Origin of the sequence: Limnobacter sp. MED105 (genome assembly GCF_000170915.1) — a bacterium.
Classification (GTDB): Bacteria; Pseudomonadota; Gammaproteobacteria; order Burkholderiales; family Burkholderiaceae_B; genus Limnobacter.
Map to the genome: position 1 here is coordinate 1 of NZ_ABCT01000017.1, position 21,729 is coordinate 21,729.

The 21,729-nt window shown below is 52.9% G+C and carries 20 protein-coding genes; 12 read left to right on the forward strand and 8 right to left on the reverse strand.

Annotated elements, in window-relative coordinates; translation table 11 throughout:
- Both ahpC and ahpF read left to right on the forward strand, forming a co-directional pair.
- Window positions 1–522, forward strand: a 522-nt coding sequence (gene ahpC, locus LMED105_RS13335; protein WP_008252221.1) for an alkyl hydroperoxide reductase subunit C, incomplete at its 5' end; no start/stop codon positions are given.
- 97 nt (window positions 523–619) lie between these two features.
- Complete coding sequence (gene ahpF / locus LMED105_RS13340; protein WP_008252223.1) at window positions 620–2,191, forward strand: alkyl hydroperoxide reductase subunit F; 1,572 nt, start codon at window positions 620–622, stop codon at window positions 2,189–2,191.
- A 49-nt stretch (window positions 2,192–2,240) separates the two neighbouring features.
- Here ahpF and LMED105_RS13345 read toward each other — a convergent pair whose 3' ends face one another.
- Genes LMED105_RS13345 through LMED105_RS13355 form a run of 3 tightly spaced genes read right to left on the reverse strand, consistent with a single transcriptional unit; the run spans window position 2,241 to window position 4,560 of the window.
- Window positions 2,241–2,564 carry a DUF3325 domain-containing protein gene (locus LMED105_RS13345; protein ID WP_008252225.1) on the reverse strand — a complete coding sequence of 108 codons (324 nt, stop codon included), beginning with the start codon at window positions 2,562–2,564 and terminating at the stop codon, window positions 2,241–2,243.
- Complete coding sequence (locus LMED105_RS13350) at window positions 2,557–4,248, reverse strand: PepSY domain-containing protein (protein ID WP_040513522.1); 1,692 nt, start codon at window positions 4,246–4,248, stop codon at window positions 2,557–2,559. Before LMED105_RS13350 ends, LMED105_RS13345 begins: the two co-directional genes overlap by 8 nt.
- Window positions 4,249–4,260: 12 nt before the next feature.
- Entirely contained in the window at window positions 4,261–4,560 is a 300-nt protein-coding gene (locus LMED105_RS13355; protein ID WP_008252228.1) for a hypothetical protein, read from the reverse strand.
- Between the two features lie 133 nt (window positions 4,561–4,693).
- On the opposite strand from LMED105_RS13355, the gene LMED105_RS13360 reads away from it, so the two are divergent.
- The 3 genes from LMED105_RS13360 (at window position 4,694) to LMED105_RS13370 (ending at window position 8,252) form a co-directional block, all read left to right on the forward strand.
- On the forward strand, window positions 4,694–5,278 hold the full coding sequence (locus LMED105_RS13360) for a hypothetical protein (protein ID WP_008252230.1): 585 nt from the start codon (window positions 4,694–4,696) through the stop codon (window positions 5,276–5,278).
- A gap of 53 nt (window positions 5,279–5,331) precedes the next feature.
- Complete coding sequence (locus LMED105_RS13365) at window positions 5,332–7,257, forward strand: alkaline phosphatase D family protein (protein WP_008252232.1); 1,926 nt, start codon at window positions 5,332–5,334, stop codon at window positions 7,255–7,257.
- A 104-nt stretch (window positions 7,258–7,361) separates the two neighbouring features.
- Complete coding sequence (locus tag LMED105_RS13370; RefSeq protein ID WP_008252234.1) at window positions 7,362–8,252, forward strand: DMT family transporter; 891 nt, start codon at window positions 7,362–7,364, stop codon at window positions 8,250–8,252.
- A gap of 8 nt (window positions 8,253–8,260) precedes the next feature.
- Here LMED105_RS13370 and LMED105_RS13375 read toward each other — a convergent pair whose 3' ends face one another.
- The 3 genes from LMED105_RS13375 to LMED105_RS13385 all read right to left on the reverse strand — a co-directional run bounded on the left by LMED105_RS13375 (window position 8,261) and on the right by LMED105_RS13385 (window position 11,228).
- Window positions 8,261–9,892 carry a pilus assembly protein TadG-related protein gene (locus LMED105_RS13375; RefSeq protein ID WP_008252236.1) on the reverse strand — a complete coding sequence of 544 codons (1,632 nt, stop codon included), beginning with the start codon at window positions 9,890–9,892 and terminating at the stop codon, window positions 8,261–8,263.
- On the reverse strand, window positions 9,885–10,322 hold the full coding sequence (locus tag LMED105_RS16515; protein WP_008252238.1) for a TadE/TadG family type IV pilus assembly protein: 438 nt from the start codon (window positions 10,320–10,322) through the stop codon (window positions 9,885–9,887). The genes LMED105_RS13375 and LMED105_RS16515 overlap by 8 nt, the downstream gene beginning before the upstream one ends.
- Window positions 10,323–10,655: 333 nt before the next feature.
- Window positions 10,656–11,228, reverse strand: coding sequence for a hypothetical protein (locus LMED105_RS13385; protein WP_008252240.1), 573 nt, complete (start codon window positions 11,226–11,228; stop codon window positions 10,656–10,658).
- Between the two features lie 133 nt (window positions 11,229–11,361).
- Between LMED105_RS13385 and LMED105_RS13390 the strand changes: the two genes are divergently transcribed.
- Genes LMED105_RS13390 through LMED105_RS13405 form a run of 4 tightly spaced genes read left to right on the forward strand, consistent with a single transcriptional unit; the run spans window position 11,362 to window position 13,686 of the window.
- Window positions 11,362–11,745, forward strand: coding sequence for a PA2779 family protein (locus LMED105_RS13390; protein ID WP_040513516.1), 384 nt, complete (start codon window positions 11,362–11,364; stop codon window positions 11,743–11,745).
- The gene (locus LMED105_RS13395; RefSeq protein WP_008252244.1) at window positions 11,742–12,695 is read left to right on the forward strand and encodes a PA2778 family cysteine peptidase; all 954 of its coding nucleotides are present in this window, start codon (window positions 11,742–11,744) and stop codon (window positions 12,693–12,695) included. The genes LMED105_RS13390 and LMED105_RS13395 overlap by 4 nt, the downstream gene beginning before the upstream one ends.
- A complete protein-coding gene (locus LMED105_RS13400) occupies window positions 12,695–12,958 on the forward strand; it encodes a SemiSWEET transporter (RefSeq protein WP_008252246.1) in 264 nt (87 codons plus the stop codon). Before LMED105_RS13395 ends, LMED105_RS13400 begins: the two co-directional genes overlap by 1 nt.
- A complete protein-coding gene (locus LMED105_RS13405; protein ID WP_008252248.1) occupies window positions 12,955–13,686 on the forward strand; it encodes an SDR family oxidoreductase in 732 nt (243 codons plus the stop codon). Before LMED105_RS13400 ends, LMED105_RS13405 begins: the two co-directional genes overlap by 4 nt.
- A 22-nt stretch (window positions 13,687–13,708) precedes the next feature.
- Here the strand turns inward: LMED105_RS13405 and LMED105_RS13410 are convergent, their stop codons facing one another.
- Together LMED105_RS13410 and LMED105_RS13415 are read right to left on the reverse strand one after the other, a co-directional pair.
- Window positions 13,709–15,013, reverse strand: a complete 1,305-nt coding sequence (locus LMED105_RS13410) for an NAD(P)/FAD-dependent oxidoreductase (RefSeq protein ID WP_008252249.1) — start codon at window positions 15,011–15,013, stop codon at window positions 13,709–13,711.
- Between the two features lie 102 nt (window positions 15,014–15,115).
- Window positions 15,116–16,540, reverse strand: coding sequence for a hypothetical protein (locus LMED105_RS13415; RefSeq protein ID WP_008252250.1), 1,425 nt, complete (start codon window positions 16,538–16,540; stop codon window positions 15,116–15,118).
- Window positions 16,541–16,758: 218 nt separating this feature from the next.
- Between LMED105_RS13415 and LMED105_RS13420 the strand changes: the two genes are divergently transcribed.
- Genes LMED105_RS13420 through LMED105_RS13430 form a run of 3 tightly spaced genes read left to right on the forward strand, consistent with a single transcriptional unit; the run spans window position 16,759 to window position 21,679 of the window.
- The gene (locus tag LMED105_RS13420) at window positions 16,759–17,919 is read left to right on the forward strand and encodes an efflux RND transporter periplasmic adaptor subunit (RefSeq protein WP_040513518.1); all 1,161 of its coding nucleotides are present in this window, start codon (window positions 16,759–16,761) and stop codon (window positions 17,917–17,919) included.
- 24 nt (window positions 17,920–17,943) lie between these two features.
- Entirely contained in the window at window positions 17,944–21,078 is a 3,135-nt protein-coding gene (locus LMED105_RS13425; protein WP_008252252.1) for an efflux RND transporter permease subunit, read from the forward strand.
- A 1-nt stretch (window position 21,079) separates the two neighbouring features.
- Complete coding sequence (locus tag LMED105_RS13430) at window positions 21,080–21,679, forward strand: TetR/AcrR family transcriptional regulator (RefSeq protein ID WP_008252253.1); 600 nt, start codon at window positions 21,080–21,082, stop codon at window positions 21,677–21,679.
- Window positions 21,680–21,729: the final 50 nt, after the last annotated feature.

Sequence of the window (21,729 nt, forward strand, 5' to 3'; positions counted from 1 at the left end):
GCCTACTGGAACGGCAAAGAAATCAACCTGACCGAAGCCGACGTGATGGGCAAGTGGTCTGTATTCTTTTTCTACCCAGCCGACTTCACATTCGTGTGCCCCACTGAGTTGGGCGACCTGGCTGACCAGTACGAAGAATTGAAAGCCATGGGCGTGGAAGTATTCTCAGTGTCTACCGACACCCACTTCACCCACAAAGCTTGGGCCGACGCCACAGAAACAATCGGTAAAATCCGCTTCCCAATGATCGGTGACCCCACCGGCCAAATCACACGCAACTTCGGCGTGATGATTGAAGAAGAAGGTTTGGCACTGCGCGGTACCTTCGTTCTCGACCCACAGGGCGTAATCAAGGTGATGGAAGTGCATGACCTGGGTATCGGCCGTGATGCATCTGAACTGAAGCGCAAGATTCAAGCCGCCCAATACATCGCCAAGAACCCCGGCCAGGCTTGCCCAGCCAAGTGGAAAGAAGGCGACGCAGCCTTGACTCCTTCACTGGACCTGGTTGGCAAAATCTAAATTCAAATTACCTTTGAATTGTTAGCAGTAAACCGCTCCCCACAAGGGAGCGGCCCCATGTTCAAAAACACCTGAAGAACATTCCTCGGAGTACCCCATGCTCGACGCAAACATCAAACAACAACTGAAGACCTATCTGCAGATGCTGCGACACCCCATTGAATTGGTGGCCTCGCTGGACAACAGCGAAAAAGCACGCGATATGGAACAGCTGGTGCAAGAAATCGCTGAGTGTTCAGACCGCGTGTCTGTGCGCCTGGACGGCGAGTACAACCTGCGCCCTTCATTCTCGATTGCCAAGCAAGGCGAAGAAGGCCGTGTGCGTTTTGCCGGTTTGCCCATGGGACATGAATTTACCTCGCTTCTGCTGGGCCTGCTGCATGTAGGCGGCCATCCACCCAAGGTGGAAGCAGATGTGATCGAACAGATCAAAGGCCTGCAAGCACCGGCCAATGGCGGTCATTTTGAAACCGTGATTTCGCTGAGCTGCCACAACTGCCCAGACGTAGTACAGGCATTCAACACCATTGCCGCATTGAACCCGGCGTTTAGCCACACCATGATTGATGGCGGCATGTTCCAGCCACTCGTGGAACAACGCAAGGTAATGGCTGTGCCCACCGTGTTTCAGGGCCAGCAGGGCAACAGCAATGAAAGCTTTGGCTCTGGCCGCATGACGCTGGAAGAGATTGTTGCCAAGCTTGACACCGGCGCAGCAGAAAAAGACGCCGCCAAACTGAACGCCAAAGGTGAATTCGATGTGCTGATTGTAGGTGGTGGCCCTGCCGGTGCAGCCGCCGCAATTTATGCCGCACGCAAAGGCGTGAAAACTGGCGTGGTCACCGAGAAATTCGGTGGTCAGGTATTGGACACGCTCGGCATTGAAAACTTCATTTCAGTGAAAGAAACAGAAGGCCCCAAACTGGTGGCTGCACTGGAGCAACACGTCAAGGAATACGAGATCGACGTGATGAACCTGCAACGCGCAAAAGGCCTGCAAAAACTCGCCGACGGCAAAGTTGAAGTGGAGCTGGAAAACGGTGCCAAGCTGACCAGCAAAACCATTATTTTGAGCACCGGTGCACGCTGGCGCGAAATGAACGTACCCGGCGAAGCCGAGTACCGAAACAAGGGCGTGGCCTACTGCCCGCACTGCGATGGCCCCTTGTACAAAGGCAAGCGCGTGGCGGTGATTGGTGGTGGCAACAGCGGTGTAGAGGCCGCCATTGACTTGGCTGGCATTGTGAAAGAAGTGACCCTGTTTGAGTTCGACACCAAGCTGAAAGCAGACGCTGTGTTGCAGAAAAAACTGCACAGCCTGCCCAATGTGAAAGTGATCCTGAACGCGCTGACCACCGAGGTGAACGGCGACGGCACCAAGGTGTACGGCTTAAGCTACAAAGACCGCGCCACGGATGAAGTGAAGCAGGTTGAACTGGAAGGCATTTTTGTTCAAATCGGCTTGCTGCCCAACACCGACTGGTTGAAAGGCACGCTGGAATTGAGCAAGCATGGTGAAATTGTGGTGGACCACAAAGGCCACACCAGCATGGAAGGCGTGTTTGCTGCAGGCGACTGCACCACTGCGCCTTACAAGCAGATCATCATCGCCATGGGCGAAGGCGCGAATGCTTCACTGGCGGCCTTTGATCATTTGATTCGTCAGTAAATCAACCCGCCTCAAGAAAAAACCCGCTGGTTTCATCCAGCGGGTTTTTTTATGCCTTGAATTCAATCGGCCAAATGACCTTCAACAAGCCCGGCCTGTTGGCCAACGCAAAGGCCACCGCCACAGCCGAACCAACCATCAACATGATCCAGACCAGTGCCGCAATGGAGGGCCGGTCAGCCACCAGGCACACCACCAGTGATACCAACAAAGCACTGTAACCCAAGGCCTTGAGTATTGCTTTGGGTGGTTGGCTATCCGCCAGGGGGATCTGCTTCAGCTGGGCCCAATGCACATCCATGGACAAAGCCAGCCACGCCATGCCCACCAAGCTGAACAAAGCTGCCGCTATTAAATAAAGTGCTTCAGGCATGGGCCACCTCGCCAAATCCGGAATGAGACTGCACACCACGCTCGCGCCGCGCAAGTTTCAATGCAGCCCAACCGCTCACCAAGGCACACGCCATCAGACTTAGGTCAACACCAGCCACGGGCCAATAGGTATCTGTGAAGATTGTTTTGATCAAATGGTCGCCCGTGGTGGCCCAATTCAAGAGCACTGCGGAAATACTCAGCACCACAACACCCCAGCACTGCTCACGCCAGGCCGGGTTGAATAAACCAAGCGCAACGGGCGCACTGCGAACGTAAGCATGAACAAAGCTAAGGCCCCACACAGTCCAGAATGCAGCTTTTTCCCAATCGGCCTTGCCCAACATGTCGGGCGGTAGAATCCGATTCATCACCAGCATGCCAACTGCGGCCATCACCATGCCAGTCACTGTGGTCACGGCCAATGAATCGACCACACGGCTTCCGTTGCTCCCACTTTTCGCATGTTGGGATTTTCGTTTTTCAACGAAGAAAATAAAACCGGTTGCAATACACACCGCACCGAGCAAGCCGCCCAACACATACAGCCAACGCAAGAACCAGTGTTCAAAATGCTGCAAATGCAAGCCAGTCAAAAATTCATTCACCTCTGAAACAGGGGTACGCGGAGGGTCTTCACTGAGCACTTCGCCTGTGCTGGTTTTGAAGTGAATGCCCTCGCCCACCAGTGCCACCCGGTCACTGCCAGCGCGGTAAATACTCACATAACTGTTGGCATCGCCGACATGGTGCATCACCAAAAAGCCGACTTCACCTGCCATGTCGCGCGCTGCCCAACGGCGTTTGGCCTCCTCCACCATGGCATCCACACTGCTCATGGGTCCGGGCACACCTGCTGCATCATGCGGCAAACCGGTTGCGGCCGCCTCGTGAATTTCATGCTGCTTGTGCAGGGGATCAAGCAAGGTGCTGGTCACCGGCAGAAAGTAAAAACTTGCAAAAATTACTAAGCCGGTGAATGCAAAAAAGAAATGGAATGGCAGGGCCACAACACCCGTCAGATTGTGCAAATCCAGGCTGGCACGTTGTGTTCGCTTCCAGGGCCGGAACGTGAAAAACTCGCGGAATACCTTGCGGTGCATGATGACACCGGTGACCAAAGCAGCAAGCATCATCAACGCCGCAAGGCCTACAATCCAGATCCCCAGATTTTTCCACTTCAACTGCAAGCTGTAGTGCATGGGGTAAAACCAGTGACTGCCAATTTTCAGTTTGTCATCAGGCAACACCGCACCGGTTCTGGGGTCCAGGGTCACGTTCTTGTGAATGTGGTTGTGGTCTTCCGGGTTTTTCGCCAAGGGCACGCCATAGCCCACACCAGCCGCCAACACGGGGTCGCGGTGGGTCACATAAGCCCAATATTCATCCACCGGCAATTCAGTGCGCGGGGTCATCTCGCCCTTGGCCGGGTCGTGCAGCCTGGGCATGTTGGTGGCATAGTCCACCTCATCGGGTTCCAGTTGCTGCAAAGCAGGCAACAGTACCTTGTCAAACGAAGGCATGGGCTGCGCGTCGAACCGCGTTTCGGGAATCGCCCATCGGTCAATTTCCCGATCAAACACCGACAGAGATCCAAAGAAAAAACAGACCATCAATACAAAGCCCAACACCAAACCAAACCAGGTATGAACCCAGGTCATGGACAATCGAAAATTACTGAACACCAACGTTCCCCTTCAAGACAACATGTTTTGTTGAACCAACCAGGCCGACAGCGTCATCAACCCGCCGCCACCCGCCAGCACAGCCCACACACGGGCCACACTGGTGCTGGCAAAAGCCCACAGGAACACACATAGAAAAACCAGAAAAGCCAGCATCAAGACACCGGTTTCAGCTTCATGAAAATCAACGCCGAGGAAAGCCAAACCTGCAATGCCCAAAGATGCAAAACCCCAGGTAAATACATAGCCACCCACTAGCGCTGACAAAATCCGATTGATTACCCAGTAGTTCGTACTGCCGACCTTATTCATACGCAAAACACTCACGCTTTTTAATGAACAGTAATGATAATTATTCTTACTTATTTAATCAATTGCTCATTCGATTTAATTTGGCTATCGATCTGCTACGATCAAGCACTTGTAGTTCACCGTTGCAATAAACATGTCCATGTCCAAAGTCAAAACCGGCGTATTCCTGATGCTTTTGGCCAGCCCTTCCCTGCAAGCCCAAACCCCAAGCCCTGTGCAGGTTGAAGAAGGCGAACTGCGCACCTGTTTGCAGTTTGAACAACAGGGCTTGAAACGATTCAACTCGCTGGAACAGCGGGCCAGCGACTTGCGTGGCAGCGAAAGGCTTTTGAACGAACGGCGCGTTGCCCTGCAAAACCAAAAAGCAAAACTTGATGCAGGTAAACCCGACAAAAACGCTGTCAGTAATTTCAATGAAGCGGTGAACACCTTCAATCTGCAAGCAGACCAGTTGAATGCCGACAAAGCCGAATTCGAGAAAGAGTCCAGTACCTATGACAACTGGGTCAGCAACACCTTGAAACCTGCCTGCAACAAAGTTGTCAACAAACCTGTGAATCCCGTAACTTCGTATTACGCTTGTGGCTTTAATGGCACTCAGCCATTGGCCGATGTACCCCACTGCAAAACCCTGCCCAAACTGGATGTGTTAAAGGACTGCATTCAAAAAGCCGGCTCAAAAGCCAAGGCTCAAGAAAGCTGTCCACCGAATTACTAGTAAAACGTTGATAGGGTTTGTGCATTTTTCCCACACCTCACCCGAATCGCAGTATGAGCATCAACACCCTTTTGGCTGGCCCAGTGTTGCGTCGCATGCAAAGCGAACGAATCACTTTGTGGCTGGCAACGTCCCGGCCGGTGCAGTGGCGGCTTGCCCTGTTCCCGGGCAAACACGATTCCCAAGTGCATGAAATTCGCGGACATTGCCGTGAATTGAAAGTGGCAGAGCGCTATTACATTTACCTAATCGATCTGCCCTTGAACATGCCGCTACCCACTGACACCTGGGTGGGCTATGAACTCAGCTACAAACACGGTGCGGATGGCGAATGGATCAACCTGACCCAGGAAGTACCGCACCTGCTTTACCCCGGCAGAAGCACGCTGGGATTTGTCATTCAAAGCCAGATTCGCAGCGTGTTGCATGGTTCGTGCAGAAAGCCGCACTACGCCCGCAAAGAAGGCAGCTCGGCCGGCGATGGCCTGGTTCGGGCTGACCAGCACCTGCTGGAACTGGCCGCCACACCGACCGAATGGCCAGCACTGCTGATGATGGGTGGCGATCAAATTTACACCGACGATGTGGCGGGCCCTATGCTGGTGGCCATACACCGCTTGCTGAACGAATTAAATTCGCCCGCAGAGCCTTTGCCCGGCACCAAACTGGACAATAGCGATACCCTGCATCGCGAGCAGCCACACTATTACACCCGCGACCAACTGTTGCCAAAAACCAAGGCCAACAAAGACATTCGCACCGTGCTGTTTACGGGTGTAAAAAAACCGGTATTCACCACCGACAGCGCTCGAAATCACCTGATATCCCTGTCCGAAGTCATGGCCATGTACCTCTTGGTTTGGTCGCCCATTCCGTGGCGCTACACCGAGATGACCATTCCTGTTGATGTGCCTACCGAGTTCGCGGAACGCTATGAGGCACAACTGGAAGCCATGGAGGAATTCGTCGCCGAACTGGACTGTGTGCACCGCTTGATGGCACACATTCCGGTGGCCATGATGTTCGACGACCACGACATCACCGACGACTGGAACCTGAGTGCAGAGTGGGAAGAAACCGCTTACGGAGAACCATTTTCCCGCCGCATCATCGGCAACGCGCTGGTGGCTTATCTGGTGTGCCAGGCCTGGGGCAATGCACCGGAAAATTTTTCTGATGACATGATGGCCCGCTGCGACGAGGCCCTCCAGTTGCCAGGCGAAGAAGCACATGAAGAACTGATTTCCGAGCTGATTGCCTTTCGCGGCTGGCAATACAAATGGAACACTCAACCCGCACTGATGGTGGTCGACACCCGCACCAATCGATGGCGTGCGGAGTTCAACCCGGCGCACCCCTCTGGTTTGATGGATTGGGAATCACTCTCTGAGCTACAACAAAGATTGTTGGGACACGATGCAGTGTTGCTGGTGTCCCCGGCTCCCATATTTGGCGTCAAGTTGATTGAAACCATACAAAAAGTGTTCACCTGGTTTGGCAAACCCTTGATGGTAGATGCCGAAAACTGGATGGCCCACCGCGGTGCTGCCAACACCTTGCTGAACCTGTTTCGTCACGGCAAAACTCCCCAAAATTTTGTCATTCTTTCTGGCGATGTTCACTACTCATTCGCTTATGAAGTGGAACTTCGCAGCAAGAAAAACAGCCCCAATATCTGGCAAATCACCAGCAGTGGTTTTCGAAATGAGTTTCCACGCAAACTGCTCGATATTCTCGACCGCATGAATCGCTGGCTGTACGCCCCCTGGTCGCCTTTGAACTGGTTCACCAAGCGCCGAAAAATGCGCATCGTGCCGCGCAAGCCCGACCATGGCAGCCGTGGTGAGCGGCTGGTCAATGGCAGCGGAGTCGGTTTACTGACACTCGACACCGCCGGTGCGCCACTCAAAATTACACAGCTACTGGCCGATGGAGACACCATCGAGTTTCGCAAACGCATGGAAGACGAAGCGCACTGATCTGACATCAAACTATGAATTGTTGGGGGAATTCAACCCAGCACCATCACGCGTCGCGCTATTTTAAGCATACTTGCGCATTCACTCACCACCTGCTGAAAACCATGAGTCAAGCCAGTGCGCTGCGATTGTTGTTGCTGTCCATGATCTGGGGCTCATCCTTCGTGTTTTACAAAATTGCAGCAGCCGACATGGCCCCCGCCTTCATGGCTGCTCTTCGGGTGGCGTTTGGCGCACTTTTTCTGGGTGGGCTTTTTGCGCTAACTCGCAAGCAAACCCAGGTTGCAAAGCGCTGGAAGTTAATTGCTGTGATTGCCGTATTTGCCTCCGCCTTGCCTTTCACCTTGGTGGCCTATGCTTCGTTCACGGTCACCGCGTCGGTGCTGGTCATCATTAACGCCACCGCCCCGATTTGGGCTGCGCTCGTTGCCTTGGTGTGGACCCGTGCAGTGCCCTCACCCATGGCTTTGCTTGGCCTTGTTCTCGGCCTGTTGGGTGTGGCCATTATTGTGGGCTTTGACGCAGCAACCCTGAACACGGAAGGTACCGGGTTGGGAGTGGCGGCTGCCCTTGCAGCCGCAGCCTGTTATGGCATTGCAACCAATATGGCCAAATACCTGGGCAGTGACATTGACCCGCTGACCAATGCCTTTGGTTGCTTGCTGATGGGCTCTTTTATACTGCTGCCCTTTGTGCCGTTCAATCTGCCAGAGCAAATGCCCGCCATGAGCAGTTGGTTGGCCATTCTGGGAGTGGGCGTGTTGTGCAGCGGCGTGGCGTACCTTCTTTACTTCAGGCTGGTGATGGACATAGGGCCTACCTCAGCACTTACCGTGACCTTTCTAACCCCGGTGTTCGGCGTGCTGTGGGGCAATCTGTTTCTGGGCGAAACGGTGGGTTGGCACACTTTGATTGGCGGGCTTGTGGTGTTGGCCGGCACTGCGCTGGCGGCAGTGTACGGCCTGCAAAAAACCGATGCTGTGCAAGTGGATTGAACGTTCCGTCAGCGCGTCAAGACCACGCTTTGACAATCCATGGAATCCACATTCACAGTCACTGTATTTAAATCCACACCCAACACCTGTAACAAACCATCGAGAATATTGCCCACCAGGCCCAAAATGGGGCTTAAAGCAGGTTCAAGTGCGTTGAGCAACAAATTGACCAAGCCATTCACAATGCCGTTGATCAGCGGGCCAACCAGTGGCAAATTCAAACCGATATCCAATTCAGTGTTCTGCAACAAATTACCCAGCGTTTCTCCTACGCTCAGTTCAATGGTTTCGCTGAAAGGCGCCATACCATCAAAACTGTGTTGAACAGGGTCTGAGCGCAAACTGGTCTCAGCAGCCAAGGTGACACCAGCGTCCACCAAACCTAAAAAGTTCACATTCAAAATTTCAGCTGGCGCGCCACATTCCAGCGAACCCACGGTGGTGTTCAAATTACCAGCGCTATCTGAAATACAAACCTCAGCCACCGCCGGTACTACGGTCATCACCATGTTATTGGTTGAACGGGGATACCGGCACGTTAGTTCATTCACTTCGGCCAGCCCACCTGCTACACGCAGTTGAAGCCCCAAATCCAGCGCGCTCAAATTAACAAGTGCCAGGTTAAGGTTCAAAGGTTGACGAACCCGCACATCCAACGCCACCTGCGCCGTTCGGCCCGTGGCAATCGGGTTTTTGTAAGGCATTTTCCGGCCAACAAATACTTGCGGCGCTTCCAGAATATTCACGCCCACATCCAGATTCAACAAGCCCGATGAAATAGGCAACACGTAACCCACGCCTTCGACCGCATTCAGCACAGTAACCTGCGCCAACTGCCCCAGATTGACATCCAGAGTGGTATTGGTTCGGCCCGACAAATCGAGGGCCAACAGATCGCCCACAGTGACATTGACGTTGTTCAAGGGTCCGCTCAAGGCACTCAGAATACCCTCGACTTCCATTTTATCGGCTTCATCGGCATTGCCCACCAACAAGGCATCTTGCAACAAACCCAGTGCCGACAGGTTCAAAGACAACAAATCATTCACATTGGCCACACCCAGTTCTGTCGCCAAAGCCAACAAATCCACGCGAATGTCACTGCCCAGCAAACTGCCCCACTGGGCCACATTCAAATTGATGGCGCCACCACCCAATGCAGTCAGCAAACCATTCAACAAGGCGGACTGATTGGTGTCTACACTGACAAGGCCGCTGGACACCGAACCCACCACAGTTGGCGCCACTGTGGCCTCAGCCAGCACTGTGACTTCACGATTTGGCAAAAAAACCAGCAAACCATTGACCGGTCGAACAATAGTGACCCTGCTGGTAATTGAGTTGTCGCAATCATTGGTGGGTGCATCGTCAATAATGCACTCAATGGTCAAATCGTCGTCTTCGCTCACACCGTTGGCCAGGGCAATGGCCTGCGCCTCGGCAAACTCGGGGCCATTGGACATTTGACGGGCAGCAGTCAAGGCAACCAGATCAGCAACACCCTGCAAACGGGTTTTTTCCCAAGCCATGTGCCCCACCGCCAAAACACCCAGGGCCCCCAAGCTCATGATGAGCACAAACACGGTCAAAATTGAATAGGCACCGCGCTGTGATTGCCGCGAATTTGGCTGCTTAACCATCGTTGGGCTCCACACGTGTAGTGGACTCTGCTGACAAATTCTCAGGCAAAGGAATGAAAAAGGAATTTCCGACCAGGGGGTTACTGCTGTAGTTGGGATAATCAAGACGTACCCGCAGGCAGGTTGAATCGCCGCAGGCAAAGGAGTTTACCGAAGGCACCACGCTTTCCCTAAAAGAACCCACGTAAGTGGGTAACAGGTCTTCCAGAGCGTCTTGCGCAAGGCTTTCATAATCACCAATTGCAAACCCGCTGCGGTACACCGTGGCTTGTCGCGCTGCTTCACTGGTGGTGTTGTTCATGATCAACATGGCTCCCAACAGCACCGAATACTCGACAATCGCGAAAATCACAGCCAACAAAATGGGCAGTGTCAGCACAAGCTCCACCATGAGCGCGCCTCGCTGACGTAATTTGGACTGAGTTTTCATGATGGGATTGTCTTTGTCGAATGGGTTAGTCAAAAAGTGTTAATTAAAACATTACCTAATCACTTTGCCATCCAACACTGAAAATAATAGGAATGAATAGGGTGAATTTTACCCCCTTATTTGTGTAAAAGAAAAATATTTCACTTATATTTCAATCAGATAAAGCTTATCGCGATATCAAACTGAAAATCAATCAAACAATTGTTCAAGAACACAGATTCCTACATTATGTCAGCTTTTTACTTACAAATGATTAACCCCTTGAGTTAAAAAAACAAAGCCGGCTGAACCAGCCGGCTTTGTGAATTGAAATTAAAACCAATTATTAACAGTTTAGTCGTCTCTACCCCGACCATGTTTGCCATGACCATGGCCACGATCATCGTGTTTCCAGTGTTTACCATGCCCACGGTGATCATGATCCCGGCGATGCTCGCGGTAGTCACGGCGATCGTAATCACGACGGTCATAGTCCCGGCGATCATAATAATCGCGACGGTCGTAGCCACCGCGATTTACGTAGGTGACACGATCGCGATAGATGTAACGCTGTTCAATGTAGCGGGGGCTGAAGTCGTAGTAATCACGAGACTTCACAAAGTACACCGGCCGTGAACAAGCGTCATAGCGACCACAATATCGACCCCATTTTTTCAGATGCCCTGGGGGCACGTGCAAGTACACCGGAGACAGGATTCGCGAAGGGCGAGTCACGATCAGGGGTTCGGCATACACCAGCGCCGGGTAGCGCCCATTGTCGATATTGACTGAACCATACACGCCGGGGAGCACTTCCCCGCCCACGCCAATCGAAATATTGACGGCCTGGGCCTGCATGGGCGCCAAGGCAAGACCAGTCAAAACAGCAAAACTGGCCGAAAAAATTCTGAACAATCGAGTTTTCATCACAAATCCTCCTTGCCGTGATGTCAACTAAAACGCAACGGCCTTCGTTTGGTTGACTCGGAATAAATAAGCAGTAAAGCTTGTTTAACCCTATGATGGTCTTTCCCACACACAAGAATGATGGAGTAATAAAATGACTAAAACTATGCGCGCAACAGCAATGGCAGTTTTGTTGAGCTTTTCAAGCAGCTTTATTGTGGCACCAGCCCACGCAGCAATCGTGAGCACCGAAGAAGCGGTTGCCATGCATCAGCAAGACCGCTCCGAACTCAAGCAATTCTTCGATCGTGAAGACATTGCCAAAGCACTGCAAGCTCATGGTGTAAGCCCTGAAGTTGCCAAGGCCCGTGTGGATTCCATGACAGAAGAAGAAGCCCAGAAGCTGGCCGCCCACATTGAGAACGCACCCGCAGGTGCCGGCATTGTTGGTGTACTATTTACTGTCTTCATTATTTTGTTGGTAACCGACATTCTTGGCCTGACCAAGGTATTTCCGTTTACCCGTTCCGTTCGATGAAATTACGTTTTTCCAGTACCGCCTGGGCCCGCTTGGCGGGCTCAGCTGTACTTGTAGGGCTGTTGGCTTCTTGTTCAATTTTGCCAACAGTCCCGCAAGACCTTCAAAACACCGTTCAAACCCAAGCACCTGTTGAACTCAAAAACGTGCCGTTTTTCGCACAGGAAGAGTTTTACTGCGGTCCGTCAACATTGGCCATGGTGCTTAACCACGCCGGTGAAAACACCGACCCGAACAAACTGGCTGAACTGGTATACCTGCCCGGCCGCCAAGGCAGCTTGCAACTTGAAATGCTGGCAGCCCCTCGCCGTTTAGGCTACCTGAGTTACCAAATTGAACCCAAACTTCCCGCCCTGTTTGACGCCCTGAATGCTGGTGCACCCGTGGTGGTTCTTCTCAATCTTTCACTGCCGATTGCACCGCAATGGCACTACGCCGTGGTGGTGGGTTACGAGCCTGGCAGCAACAGCATGATTTTGCGCTCTGGCCCGAAGGAACGTGAGTTGATTCCCGTGGCCACCTTTTTGAAACTTTGGGAACGCTCACAGAACTGGGGCTTTACCGTGATTAAAACCACCGCCGAACCACCCAGCTACGTGAATGCACAAGGCTATCTGAATTCAGCGGTTGCGCTTGAGCGCTCCAACACTGAGAAAGCCGGTCAGGCTTACCAACAGGGTGCGAAAACCTGGCCCACTGAGCCCTGGTTTCATTTTGGTTTGGGTAACCTGGCCTATGGGGCCAAAAGTTATGTGGAAGCCGAACAGCACTACCGCAAGGCAGTGGGTGTGTACCCCGACATGGCTGATGCCTGGAACAACCTGGCGGAAACTCTGATCAAGCTGGACCGCAAGAATGAAGCCCGTGCAGCCATCAACAAAGCGATTGCCATAGGCGGTGGGCGCATTGCTGCCTACAAGGAAACAGCCCAGAAAATACAGGCCGACTGATGCAGCTGGATTGGGCCCAAACCTTGGGCTTTGTGGCCGCAGCACTCACCACCTTTTCGTTTATTCCGCAGGTGGTGTATTGCTGGAAAACACGCGACACCCGAAGCATTTCTTTGGGCATGTACGCGTGTTTTTGTTTGGGCGTGCTTCTGTGGCTTGTTTACGGTTTGTTGGTGCAGCAATGGCCTGTTGTGGTGGCCAATGCAGTCACATTGTTGCTCGCCAGCTCTATTCTGTATTTGAAACTGAATCAAAAACCATGATCAAGGCAATTTTGACGGGGCATAGCAAAGGGCTGGGCTTGGGTATTGCCCGCGCACTTCTGCAACAAGGGCATGCTGTATTGGGCATTGCCCGATCACAAAACACTGAACTTCAACAACAATACAACGAAGATCTTCAGCAAATAAGCCTTGATTTGGCACAACCCGGCGCACTTGAGCAGCTTGAAAGCAGCCCCCAACTGCTGAAATTCATTGCAAACGCAACACAATTGCTTTTAATTAACAACGCGGGCCTGGTGTCTCCAATAGGGCCATTGAGTGCGCAAGCCACTGTCGATATTTCCAGAAGTGTTCAGCTCAATGTTGCAGTGCCTTTGGCCCTGAGCGCCTTGCTGGCCCGGAAAATTCAGGGCACGCAGCAACTTCGGATACTGCATGTGTCCAGTGGCGCTGCTCAAAGTGCTTACCCGGGCTGGAGCGTGTATTGCGCCACCAAGGCCGCGCTCGACATGCATGCTCGGGCTGTGCAACAAGACCAACTGCCGAATGTCGCCATTTGCAGCCTGGCACCCGGCGTGATCGACACCGCCATGCAAACACAAATTCGGGAAACCGATGAATCACTGTTTCCCAACAAACAGCGGTTTATTGAGCTAAAAAACAGCAATGCCCTGAGCAGTCCGAACATGGCCGGCGAGAGGCTGGTGCACTACCTTCTCGGTCCGGATTTCGGCAAGAAGGCCGTGGCAGACCTGCGCACCTGTTGATCCAAAAACCTGCCGATATGGCTTAGTGCAATTTCACCAAAGGCGTGGCGCGTTTGAGCAGAAAACGCGCCATGGCCAGCAAAAAAGTTTTCATGCCGCCCAGCACTGCATAGTGGTGCATCAGGTGCAAACTTGCGTACATGCTGCGCGCAAAAAAACCTTCTACAAACATGCTGCTGGCCTTGAACAGGCCGCCCATTAAACTACCCACCGAGCTGCGAGAACCCAGCGACACCAGAGAACCGTGGTCTTTGTACAGGTAAGGTTTACCCAAGGCTGCCTTGCCACGTTCGGCATTCAATATGGTTTTGTAAATGTAGTCTGCCTGCTGGTGCGCCGATTGCGCGCGCGGAGGCACCATGCTTCCATCGGGTTGCACACAAGCCGCGCAATCACCCAATGAAAAAATATGCTGCTGGCCCTTTACCCGCAAGTCACCCTCGACTTCCAGTTGATTGTTGCGGTTCACCGGCAAGCCCAAATTGGCCAGCCACGCCGGTGCCTTGATGCCCGCCGCCCACACACACAAATCGGCTTGGTAACGATTTCCACTGGCATCCAATACTTGCTTGGATGAAATTTCGACCACCCTGCAATTGTTGACCACAGTAATGTGACGTTGCTCGAGCAAACGCAAAGCCGCGCTGGACACACTTTCAGGCAGCACCGGCAAAATACTGGGTGCACCTTCCAGAATGGTAATGGTTACATCGCTGGCTGCATCAATTCGGCTAAAGCCGTAGCGACTGTGCACATGGCTTGCTTCCCGCAGCTCGGCGGCCAACTCTACACCGGTAGCGCCAGCGCCAATGATGACGATATCAAGGCTTGCCGATGGATCCAGTTTTTTACGCAAATCAAGCGTGGCCAATTGTTTGAGCATCTTCAGGCGAAAACTCTCGGCCTGTTGCGGACCGTCCAGCGAAATGGTGAAGTCTTGTGCACCTTTCACACCGAAATAATTGGATTGACTGCCCACGGAGATCACAAGCGTTCCAAAGTGCAACACACGTTTGGGCAACACTTCATCGCCCACATCATCGCGAACGGCTGCAATTTCAACCTGCTTGCCCTCCGTGTTCAAACCCTCCATTGCACCCAGTACAAAATTAAAACCATTGTTGTGGGCCAACATGGGGTAAGACAAACCCTCTTGGTGAATGTCCAGCGTACCCGCCGCCACTTCATGTAACGATGGCTTCCAAATATGGTACATCTTGGCGTCGACCAGCGTAACGCGGTCAGGGCCCAGCTTGCGCCCCAGTTTGCAGGCCAACTCCAGGCCACCTGCTCCGCCGCCCACGATCACGATTGATGAAAGGTCCAAAGTATCGCTCCCGGAAAATAACAAAACATGATTCTTGATAGATTAAGCGCGAATCGATGCAATATTCATTCCGAGAGTCATCTTTGCTCGTTTCAGACTGGGTTAACGAATTGATTCAGCCACCGCCTGGTTCATGGTGGCCAAGCCTTGCAAAGCCATTCGGGCAGTTGCCGCACCATCTAGTTCCACCTCTTTTTCAACGGTTTTGAATTTGTCAGCGCCCATGCCTGCCAGGTTTTGCAATGTGCCAACCACGCGCAAAGCGGTATTTTTGTCGCTATCAAATCCCCCAACATCCTTAAAATTGGCGAACTGCCCCGCAATCAAGACAGGGTTGTCTGCCCGCAGCAAATTGCCGCTGACATGGGTTTGAACCAGAAACTCACCAGTACCTGCTGCCACACTCATGCCCGATTTGGCATCCGCCTCAGAACGTTTTCTGAAAATGGATGAACCCGACCCTGAGGATTCGTGATCAGCGATATTGATGGTTTGGGTTACGTTCATGCCCTCATAGTTTTTTCCGCCCCAGGCAATGCGATTGCCAATGTTGCCAGCACCAATACCGGTGAACCCTCGCGAAATCAACTTCATGCCCGTGGGGGCCATGACCAGAAATACGCGTTTGGAATGTCCGACGTCTTTGGTAATGTAAACAGGGGCCTCGGGTGTACTGCCCTGCTGCGTGGCGTCATACACGCCACCCTCAGGTGGATTGCCATAGGTCAAGTCGAGCCCAGTGGTGGCCATCCGGGATTTAAAGTCTTCGAATGCCTTGTCGGTAATGGCCTGAAAAGCAGCCACATCGACATTGGGAATTTTATACTTCACCGTGACACGGGTTGAACCGTAATCGCTGCCCAGCAAATAGCCTCCCCGGGTATTCGCCTTGACCTCGCCACTGACATCAAACAGCACCCGGTACTCAGTCAAGAATACTTTTTTACCTTTGATCTTCAAGTTCCCGTCCGCCACCCCGCTGGTGGGCAAAATCGACACGGGCTCCTTCAAAGTGGACAACACCAATTCCGATGTCATCGCCTGCGCCTTCACTGAACCAATCGGTGCCGCAGTCGCAACCTTCTGAAACTCCTCAAGGCTTAGTATTTTTTCTCCACCCGGTGTGGCGCAATTTTTCGCCAATGCCAATTGGGTCAGAAAGTCTTTTCGGTTGGCAGCCAGTTTGGCTTTTTCAACCGCCGCTGGATCGGGGCCAATCGCAGCCTCAGCCTGGTCTTGCGCCAAGGTGCCCGCCACTTTGGCTGCAATACCACCAAAAGCGCCGAACAAACCACCTGCAACCTGCGAAGTAGCCACCTGCCCACCTACGTTGGCCGCACCACCCGCCGCCGCAGTCCCCAAGCCACGCTCTGTGTTACCCGCCTCGATGTAGCCGTTCATTTCGGCTTGCTGAGTAGCGATTGCATCACAGTTCAAACCACTGTCAGCACCCTGAATGCGGTCAATTGACCAGGCCAAACCTGGAATGAAGCCCAATGCTGCGGCAACTATTAATTTTGATTTCATGACAAGCTCCGCAAGAAATTTTAACGATCGTACTTATGAAAAATAATGCGTAACGGAACCACACACACCCCCTAAAATTAGGGGGTGCTACACCTGTATTAGTCCGCTATGCGTACTTGTCCCTATTTGACAGTCAATTTTTTCAATGAAAAAATGAACGTTCATTCAGTATTCTTGTCTATTCACTGTTCCCGCATTGCTAATTTCGAGGTAGTACCATGATTAATATAAGAAAAATGGCTCTGGGCACCAGCGCCTTGTTGACTGTTGGCACGTTGACCCTGGCCGGCTGCGGCAGTCAAGAAGGCGGTGCAAATGCTGCAGCAGCCCCCGCTCTGCCCAAAGTTCGGGTGTTTGATGTGGCTGCCAAGCCCGTGTCGCTCTACACCGAATTGCCAGGCCGAACCAGCCCCTACCTGATCGCCGAGGTGCGCCCCCAAGTGAATGGGATCATCAAGGCGCGTCAGTTTCAGGAAGGTGGTGATGTAAAAGCAGGCACATCCCTGTATCAAATTGACGCTTCCACCTATCAAGCCGAATATGCGAGCGCCAAAGCCATGCTTGAGAAAGCGCAAGCCAACCTGACCAGCGCGAAAATTCGAAACGATCGTTTCCAGGAACTGGCCAAACTCAACGCGGTAAGCCAACAAGAACGTGATGACGCCTACGCAGCGCTGAAACAGGCTGAGGCCGATGTGGCCTCGGGCAAAGCCGCCGTTCAATCGGCGCAAATCAACCTGAACTACACCAAGGTAACTGCACCCATCAGTGGTCGAATTGGCCGTTCCAGCATTACGCCAGGTGCTTTGGTACAGCAAGGACAAGCCAACCCACTGACCACCATTCAGCAACTGGATCCCATCTATGTTGACCTGACACAATCCACCAGCGAACTGCTTCAACTCAAGCGTGACCTGGAAAGTGGTGTGCTGAAAAGCGCGGGCAAAGACGCCGCCAAAGTTACCTTGAAGCTTGAAGATGGTTCCAGCTACGCACAAGAAGGCAAACTGCAATTCAGCGATGTGACCGTGGACCAGAACACAGGCACAGTTACCTTGCGCGCGGTGTTCCCCAACCCCAAACTGCAGTTGTTACCCGGCATGTATGTTCGAGCCTCACTTGAAGAAGGCGTGCGCGAAGCCGGTATTCTGGTGCCGCAAAAAGGCATCATGCGTGATGCAACCGGTGCGCCATCTGCTTTCGTGGTGGGTCAGGACAACAAAGTTGAAAAACGCAGCGTAGAAACAGCCAGAGCCATTGGCGACCAGTGGCTGATTGCCGAGGGCCTTCAAGCGGGTGATCGCCTGATTGTCGAAGGTATCCAGAAAGTTCGCCCCGGTCAGGAAGTTGAAATCCTTTCCGACTCTGAGAACAAGTAAACAACGCCTGGCAGGAGCAGTACCATGTCCCGATTTTTTATTGATCGCCCCATTTTTGCGTGGGTGATCGCGATTGTTATCATGTTGGCCGGCGCGTTGGCCATTTTCAATTTGCCTGTGGCGCAATACCCGGCCATTGCACCACCCGCTGTCACCATTCAAGCCACTTACCCGGGTGCTTCGGCAGAAACCCTGCAAGATTCGGTCACTCAGGTGATTGAGCAACGCATGACAGGCCTGGATGGTTTCCGTTACATGAAGTCCACCAGCGACTCCACTGGCCGCCTGCGGATCGAACTTACCTTTGAGCCCGGCACCAATCCCGATATCGCCCAGGTGCAAGTTCAAAACAAATTGAGTTTGGCTGTGCCTCTGCTGCCCGACGCCGTTCAACGTCAGGGCATTCAAGTGACCAAAAGTGCAACAGGCTATTTGCTTGTAATTGCATTTACGGCAGTGGATGGTGCATATACCTCCACCGAGCTCGCCGACTTTATTACCACCAATGTGCAAGACACTGTTAGCCGCGTGACCGGTGTGGGCGAGGTGCAAGTGTTTGGTAGTCCATATGCCATGCGCATTTGGCTAAACCCAGACAAAATGAACCAGTTCAAAGTGACACCGGGCGACATTCGAAGTGCCGTGCTGGCCCAGAACGCGCAGGTGTCGGCGGGTGAATTGGGCGGGGCACCGGCTGTGAAAGGTCAAACGCTCACGGCAACCATCACCGCGCAAACCTTGCTGGAAACACCCAAAGACTTCGAACAAATTATTTTGCGCACTACGGAAGACGGAGCCACTGTGCGTCTGAAAGACGTGGCGCGTATTGATTATGGCAGTGAAAACTACAATATTTTGCCGCGCTGGAACGGACGCAATGCATCCGGTATTGGTATCCGCCTGGCCTCGGGTGCCAACGCGCTGGACACCGCTGAAGGCGTAATCGCCGAGATGGAGCGCATTACACCCCTCATCCCCGAAGGCATGGAATGGGACGTGGCCTACGACACCACACCGTTCGTGAAAATTTCCATTGAAGGTGTGGTCAAAACCCTGATCGAGGCCATTATTCTTGTGTTCCTCGTGATGTACCTGTTCCTGCAAAACTTCCGGGCCACGTTGATTCCAACGATTGCGGTACCCGTGGTGTTGCTGGGTACATTTGCAGTGCTGTCCGCATTCGGATTTTCAATCAACACGTTGACCATGTTTGCCATGGTGTTGGCTATCGGCCTTCTGGTGGACGACGCCATTGTGGTGGTTGAAAACGTTGAACGTGTCATGGCCGAAGAAGGTTTATCTCCTTTGGAGGCCACGAGAAAATCGATGGACCAAATTACCGGTGCCTTGGTGGGTATTGGTTTGGTGCTGTCGGCCGTGTTTGTACCCATGGCATTCTTCCCGGGTTCTGCTGGCGTCATTTACAAGCAATTTTCAATCACCATTGTGTCGGCCATGGCCTTGTCGGTGATTGTGGCACTGGTGCTGACACCTGCTTTGTGTGCCACCATGCTAAAACCCGTTGAAAAGGGGCACACCCACGAGAAAAAAGGGTTCTTCGGCTGGTTCAACCGCAAGTTTGATTCAAGCAACGCACGTTATCAGGGCGCTGTTGGCCGCATGCTGCACAAGTCGGGGCGCTCGCTGATCATTTACGGCGGCTTACTGGCGATTACCGCGTTCATGTTCACGCGCTTACCCACCTCATTCTTGCCGGATGAGGACCAAGGCGTATTCTTCACACAGGTGCAGTTGCCAGCGGGTGCTACGCAAGAACAAACCCTGCAAGTACTGGCCAAGATGGAAGATTACTTCCTGAATGAGGAAGGTGACAATGTGAAATCTTTGTTCACCGTAGCCGGTTTCAGCTTCTCAGGTACCGGCCAAAACTCGGGTATTGGTTTTGTACGCCTGCGCGACTGGAGCGAACGCCCCGGCAAAGAAAATTCAGCTGCCGGCATCGTGCAACGCGCCTCGGCTGAATTTGCAAGCTGGCCTGAAGCCCAGGCCTTTGCATTTGCACCACCTGCCATTCGGGAGTTGGGCAATGCTTCAGGCTTTAACCTGTTTATTCAGGACCGAACTGGTTTGGGGCGCGATGCGCTGATTCAAGCTCGAAACACCATGATTGGCGAAGCAGCCAAAAACCCGGTTTTGATGGGTGTTCGCCCCAATGCAACAGCCGACACGCCGCAGTACCAACTTGACATTGACAATGCCAAAGCCGGTGCCCTGGGTGTGAGCGTTTCAGAGATCAGCGACACACTCACCTCAGCCTGGGGTGGCAGTTTTATCAATGACTTTCTGGACCGCGGCCGTGTAAAACGCGTGTACATGCAGGCCGACGCACCGTTCCGCATGTTGCCGGAAGACCTGAACCGGTTTTACGTGCGCAACAACGACGGCGAAATGGTGCCCTTCTCCAACTTCTCATCGGCGCAATGGTCCATGGCCTCTCCACGCCTTGAGCGCTACAACGGTTTGCCTGCGGTGGAAATTCAAGGGCAAGCTGCACCCGGCATGAGCTCGGGCGACGCCATGGATGCAATGGAAGCCATCGCTGCAAACCTGCCAGAAGGCATGGGCATTGAGTGGACAGGCTTGTCATACGAAGAACGACAGTCTGGTTCGCAAGCGCCACTGCTTTATGCGCTTTCGCTGCTGATCGTATTTTTGTGTTTGGCGGCACTGTATGAAAGCTGGTCCATTCCATTTGCGGTCATGCTGATTGTGCCTTTGGGTGTGGTGGGGGCCTTGCTGGCAGCCAGTGGCCGCGGCCTTGCCAATGACGTGTACTTCCAGGTGGCCTTGCTGACCACTGTGGGTTTGTCGGCGAAAAACGCAATTCTGATTGTTGAATTTGCCAAGGAACAATTCGACCAAGGCCGTGACTTGCTGGAAGCCACACTGGATGCAGTGCGCATGCGTTTGCGCCCCATTATCATGACCTCGCTGGCCTTTGGCCTCGGCGTAGTGCCCTTGGCTATTTCGACAGGTGCGGGCTCGGGCAGTCAAAATGCGATCGGTACCGGCGTATTGGGCGGCACCATTTCTGCAACCGTGTTGGGCATTTTCTTCGTACCCATTTTCTTCGTAGTGGTAACCCGTTTGTTTGGCAACAAACGTGCAAAGCAAAATACCGCAGCACAAGGAGAATAAAATGAATCAGGACTTGAAAGCACCTGGCAGCAAAGCAGAACTTCGCCGACAACAAATTCTGGATGCAGCAGCGGAGTGTTTCAGGAAAAGTGGTTTTCACGGTGCCAGCATGTCGGAGATTGCGAAATCTTTCGGCATGAGTGCTGGCCACATCTACAATTACTTCGAGAGCAAAGAAGCAATCATTGAAGCGATGGTCAAACGCGACCTTGACCAGGCACTGGAGCGGATCGCAAAAATTCAGGGGGAAAAAGACATTCTGAAAGCCATGCTCGGCACTGTCGATGAGGGTGTGCAAAGGCGCATCGACCGCAGTGAACTTGACACCGAGATTTTGGCGGAAGCCGCCCGGAATCCAAAAGTCGCAGCAACCGTTCAAGGCACGGATACAGTCATTCGGGAAAAGGTCACCCAACTGATCAAAGGCATTCAGCCCCTGAAAAACTCAACTCCCTGCGAGCTCAACCTTGCTGCGAAATCCACCATTCTGATGGCCTTGTTCGATGGACTTCAAATTCGCGCCATACGCGACCCGAACATGAAAGCCGACGACATTGCCCGCGTGTTGAAAAGCGTGATTCAACAGATGCTTCAAAGCTGATATTGGCGCGGCAGGCCTGCGGTATACTCGGGCTCTAATTCACTGCCGCG

Excerpts from the sequence above, each read along its gene's own strand:
- ahpF (WP_008252223.1), top strand. The coding sequence starts at position 620 with ATGCTCGACGCAAACATCAAACAACAACTGAAGACCTATCTGCAGATG.
- LMED105_RS13345 (WP_008252225.1), bottom strand. The coding sequence starts at position 2,564 with ATGCCTGAAGCACTTTATTTAATAGCGGCAGCTTTGTTCAGCTTGGTG.
- LMED105_RS13355 (WP_008252228.1), bottom strand. The coding sequence starts at position 4,560 with ATGAATAAGGTCGGCAGTACGAACTACTGGGTAATCAATCGGATTTTG.
- LMED105_RS13360 (WP_008252230.1), top strand. The coding sequence starts at position 4,694 with ATGTCCATGTCCAAAGTCAAAACCGGCGTATTCCTGATGCTTTTGGCC.
- LMED105_RS13365 (WP_008252232.1), top strand. The coding sequence starts at position 5,332 with ATGAGCATCAACACCCTTTTGGCTGGCCCAGTGTTGCGTCGCATGCAA.
- LMED105_RS13370 (WP_008252234.1), top strand. The coding sequence starts at position 7,362 with ATGAGTCAAGCCAGTGCGCTGCGATTGTTGTTGCTGTCCATGATCTGG.
- LMED105_RS13375 (WP_008252236.1), bottom strand. The coding sequence starts at position 9,892 with ATGGTTAAGCAGCCAAATTCGCGGCAATCACAGCGCGGTGCCTATTCA.
- LMED105_RS16515 (WP_008252238.1), bottom strand. The coding sequence starts at position 10,322 with ATGAAAACTCAGTCCAAATTACGTCAGCGAGGCGCGCTCATGGTGGAG.
- LMED105_RS13385 (WP_008252240.1), bottom strand. The coding sequence starts at position 11,228 with ATGAAAACTCGATTGTTCAGAATTTTTTCGGCCAGTTTTGCTGTTTTG.
- LMED105_RS13390 (WP_040513516.1), top strand. The coding sequence starts at position 11,362 with ATGACTAAAACTATGCGCGCAACAGCAATGGCAGTTTTGTTGAGCTTT.
- LMED105_RS13395 (WP_008252244.1), top strand. The coding sequence starts at position 11,742 with ATGAAATTACGTTTTTCCAGTACCGCCTGGGCCCGCTTGGCGGGCTCA.
- LMED105_RS13400 (WP_008252246.1), top strand. The coding sequence starts at position 12,695 with ATGCAGCTGGATTGGGCCCAAACCTTGGGCTTTGTGGCCGCAGCACTC.
- LMED105_RS13405 (WP_008252248.1), top strand. The coding sequence starts at position 12,955 with ATGATCAAGGCAATTTTGACGGGGCATAGCAAAGGGCTGGGCTTGGGT.
- LMED105_RS13415 (WP_008252250.1), bottom strand. The coding sequence starts at position 16,540 with ATGAAATCAAAATTAATAGTTGCCGCAGCATTGGGCTTCATTCCAGGT.
- LMED105_RS13420 (WP_040513518.1), top strand. The coding sequence starts at position 16,759 with ATGATTAATATAAGAAAAATGGCTCTGGGCACCAGCGCCTTGTTGACT.
- LMED105_RS13425 (WP_008252252.1), top strand. The coding sequence starts at position 17,944 with ATGTCCCGATTTTTTATTGATCGCCCCATTTTTGCGTGGGTGATCGCG.
- LMED105_RS13430 (WP_008252253.1), top strand. The coding sequence starts at position 21,080 with ATGAATCAGGACTTGAAAGCACCTGGCAGCAAAGCAGAACTTCGCCGA.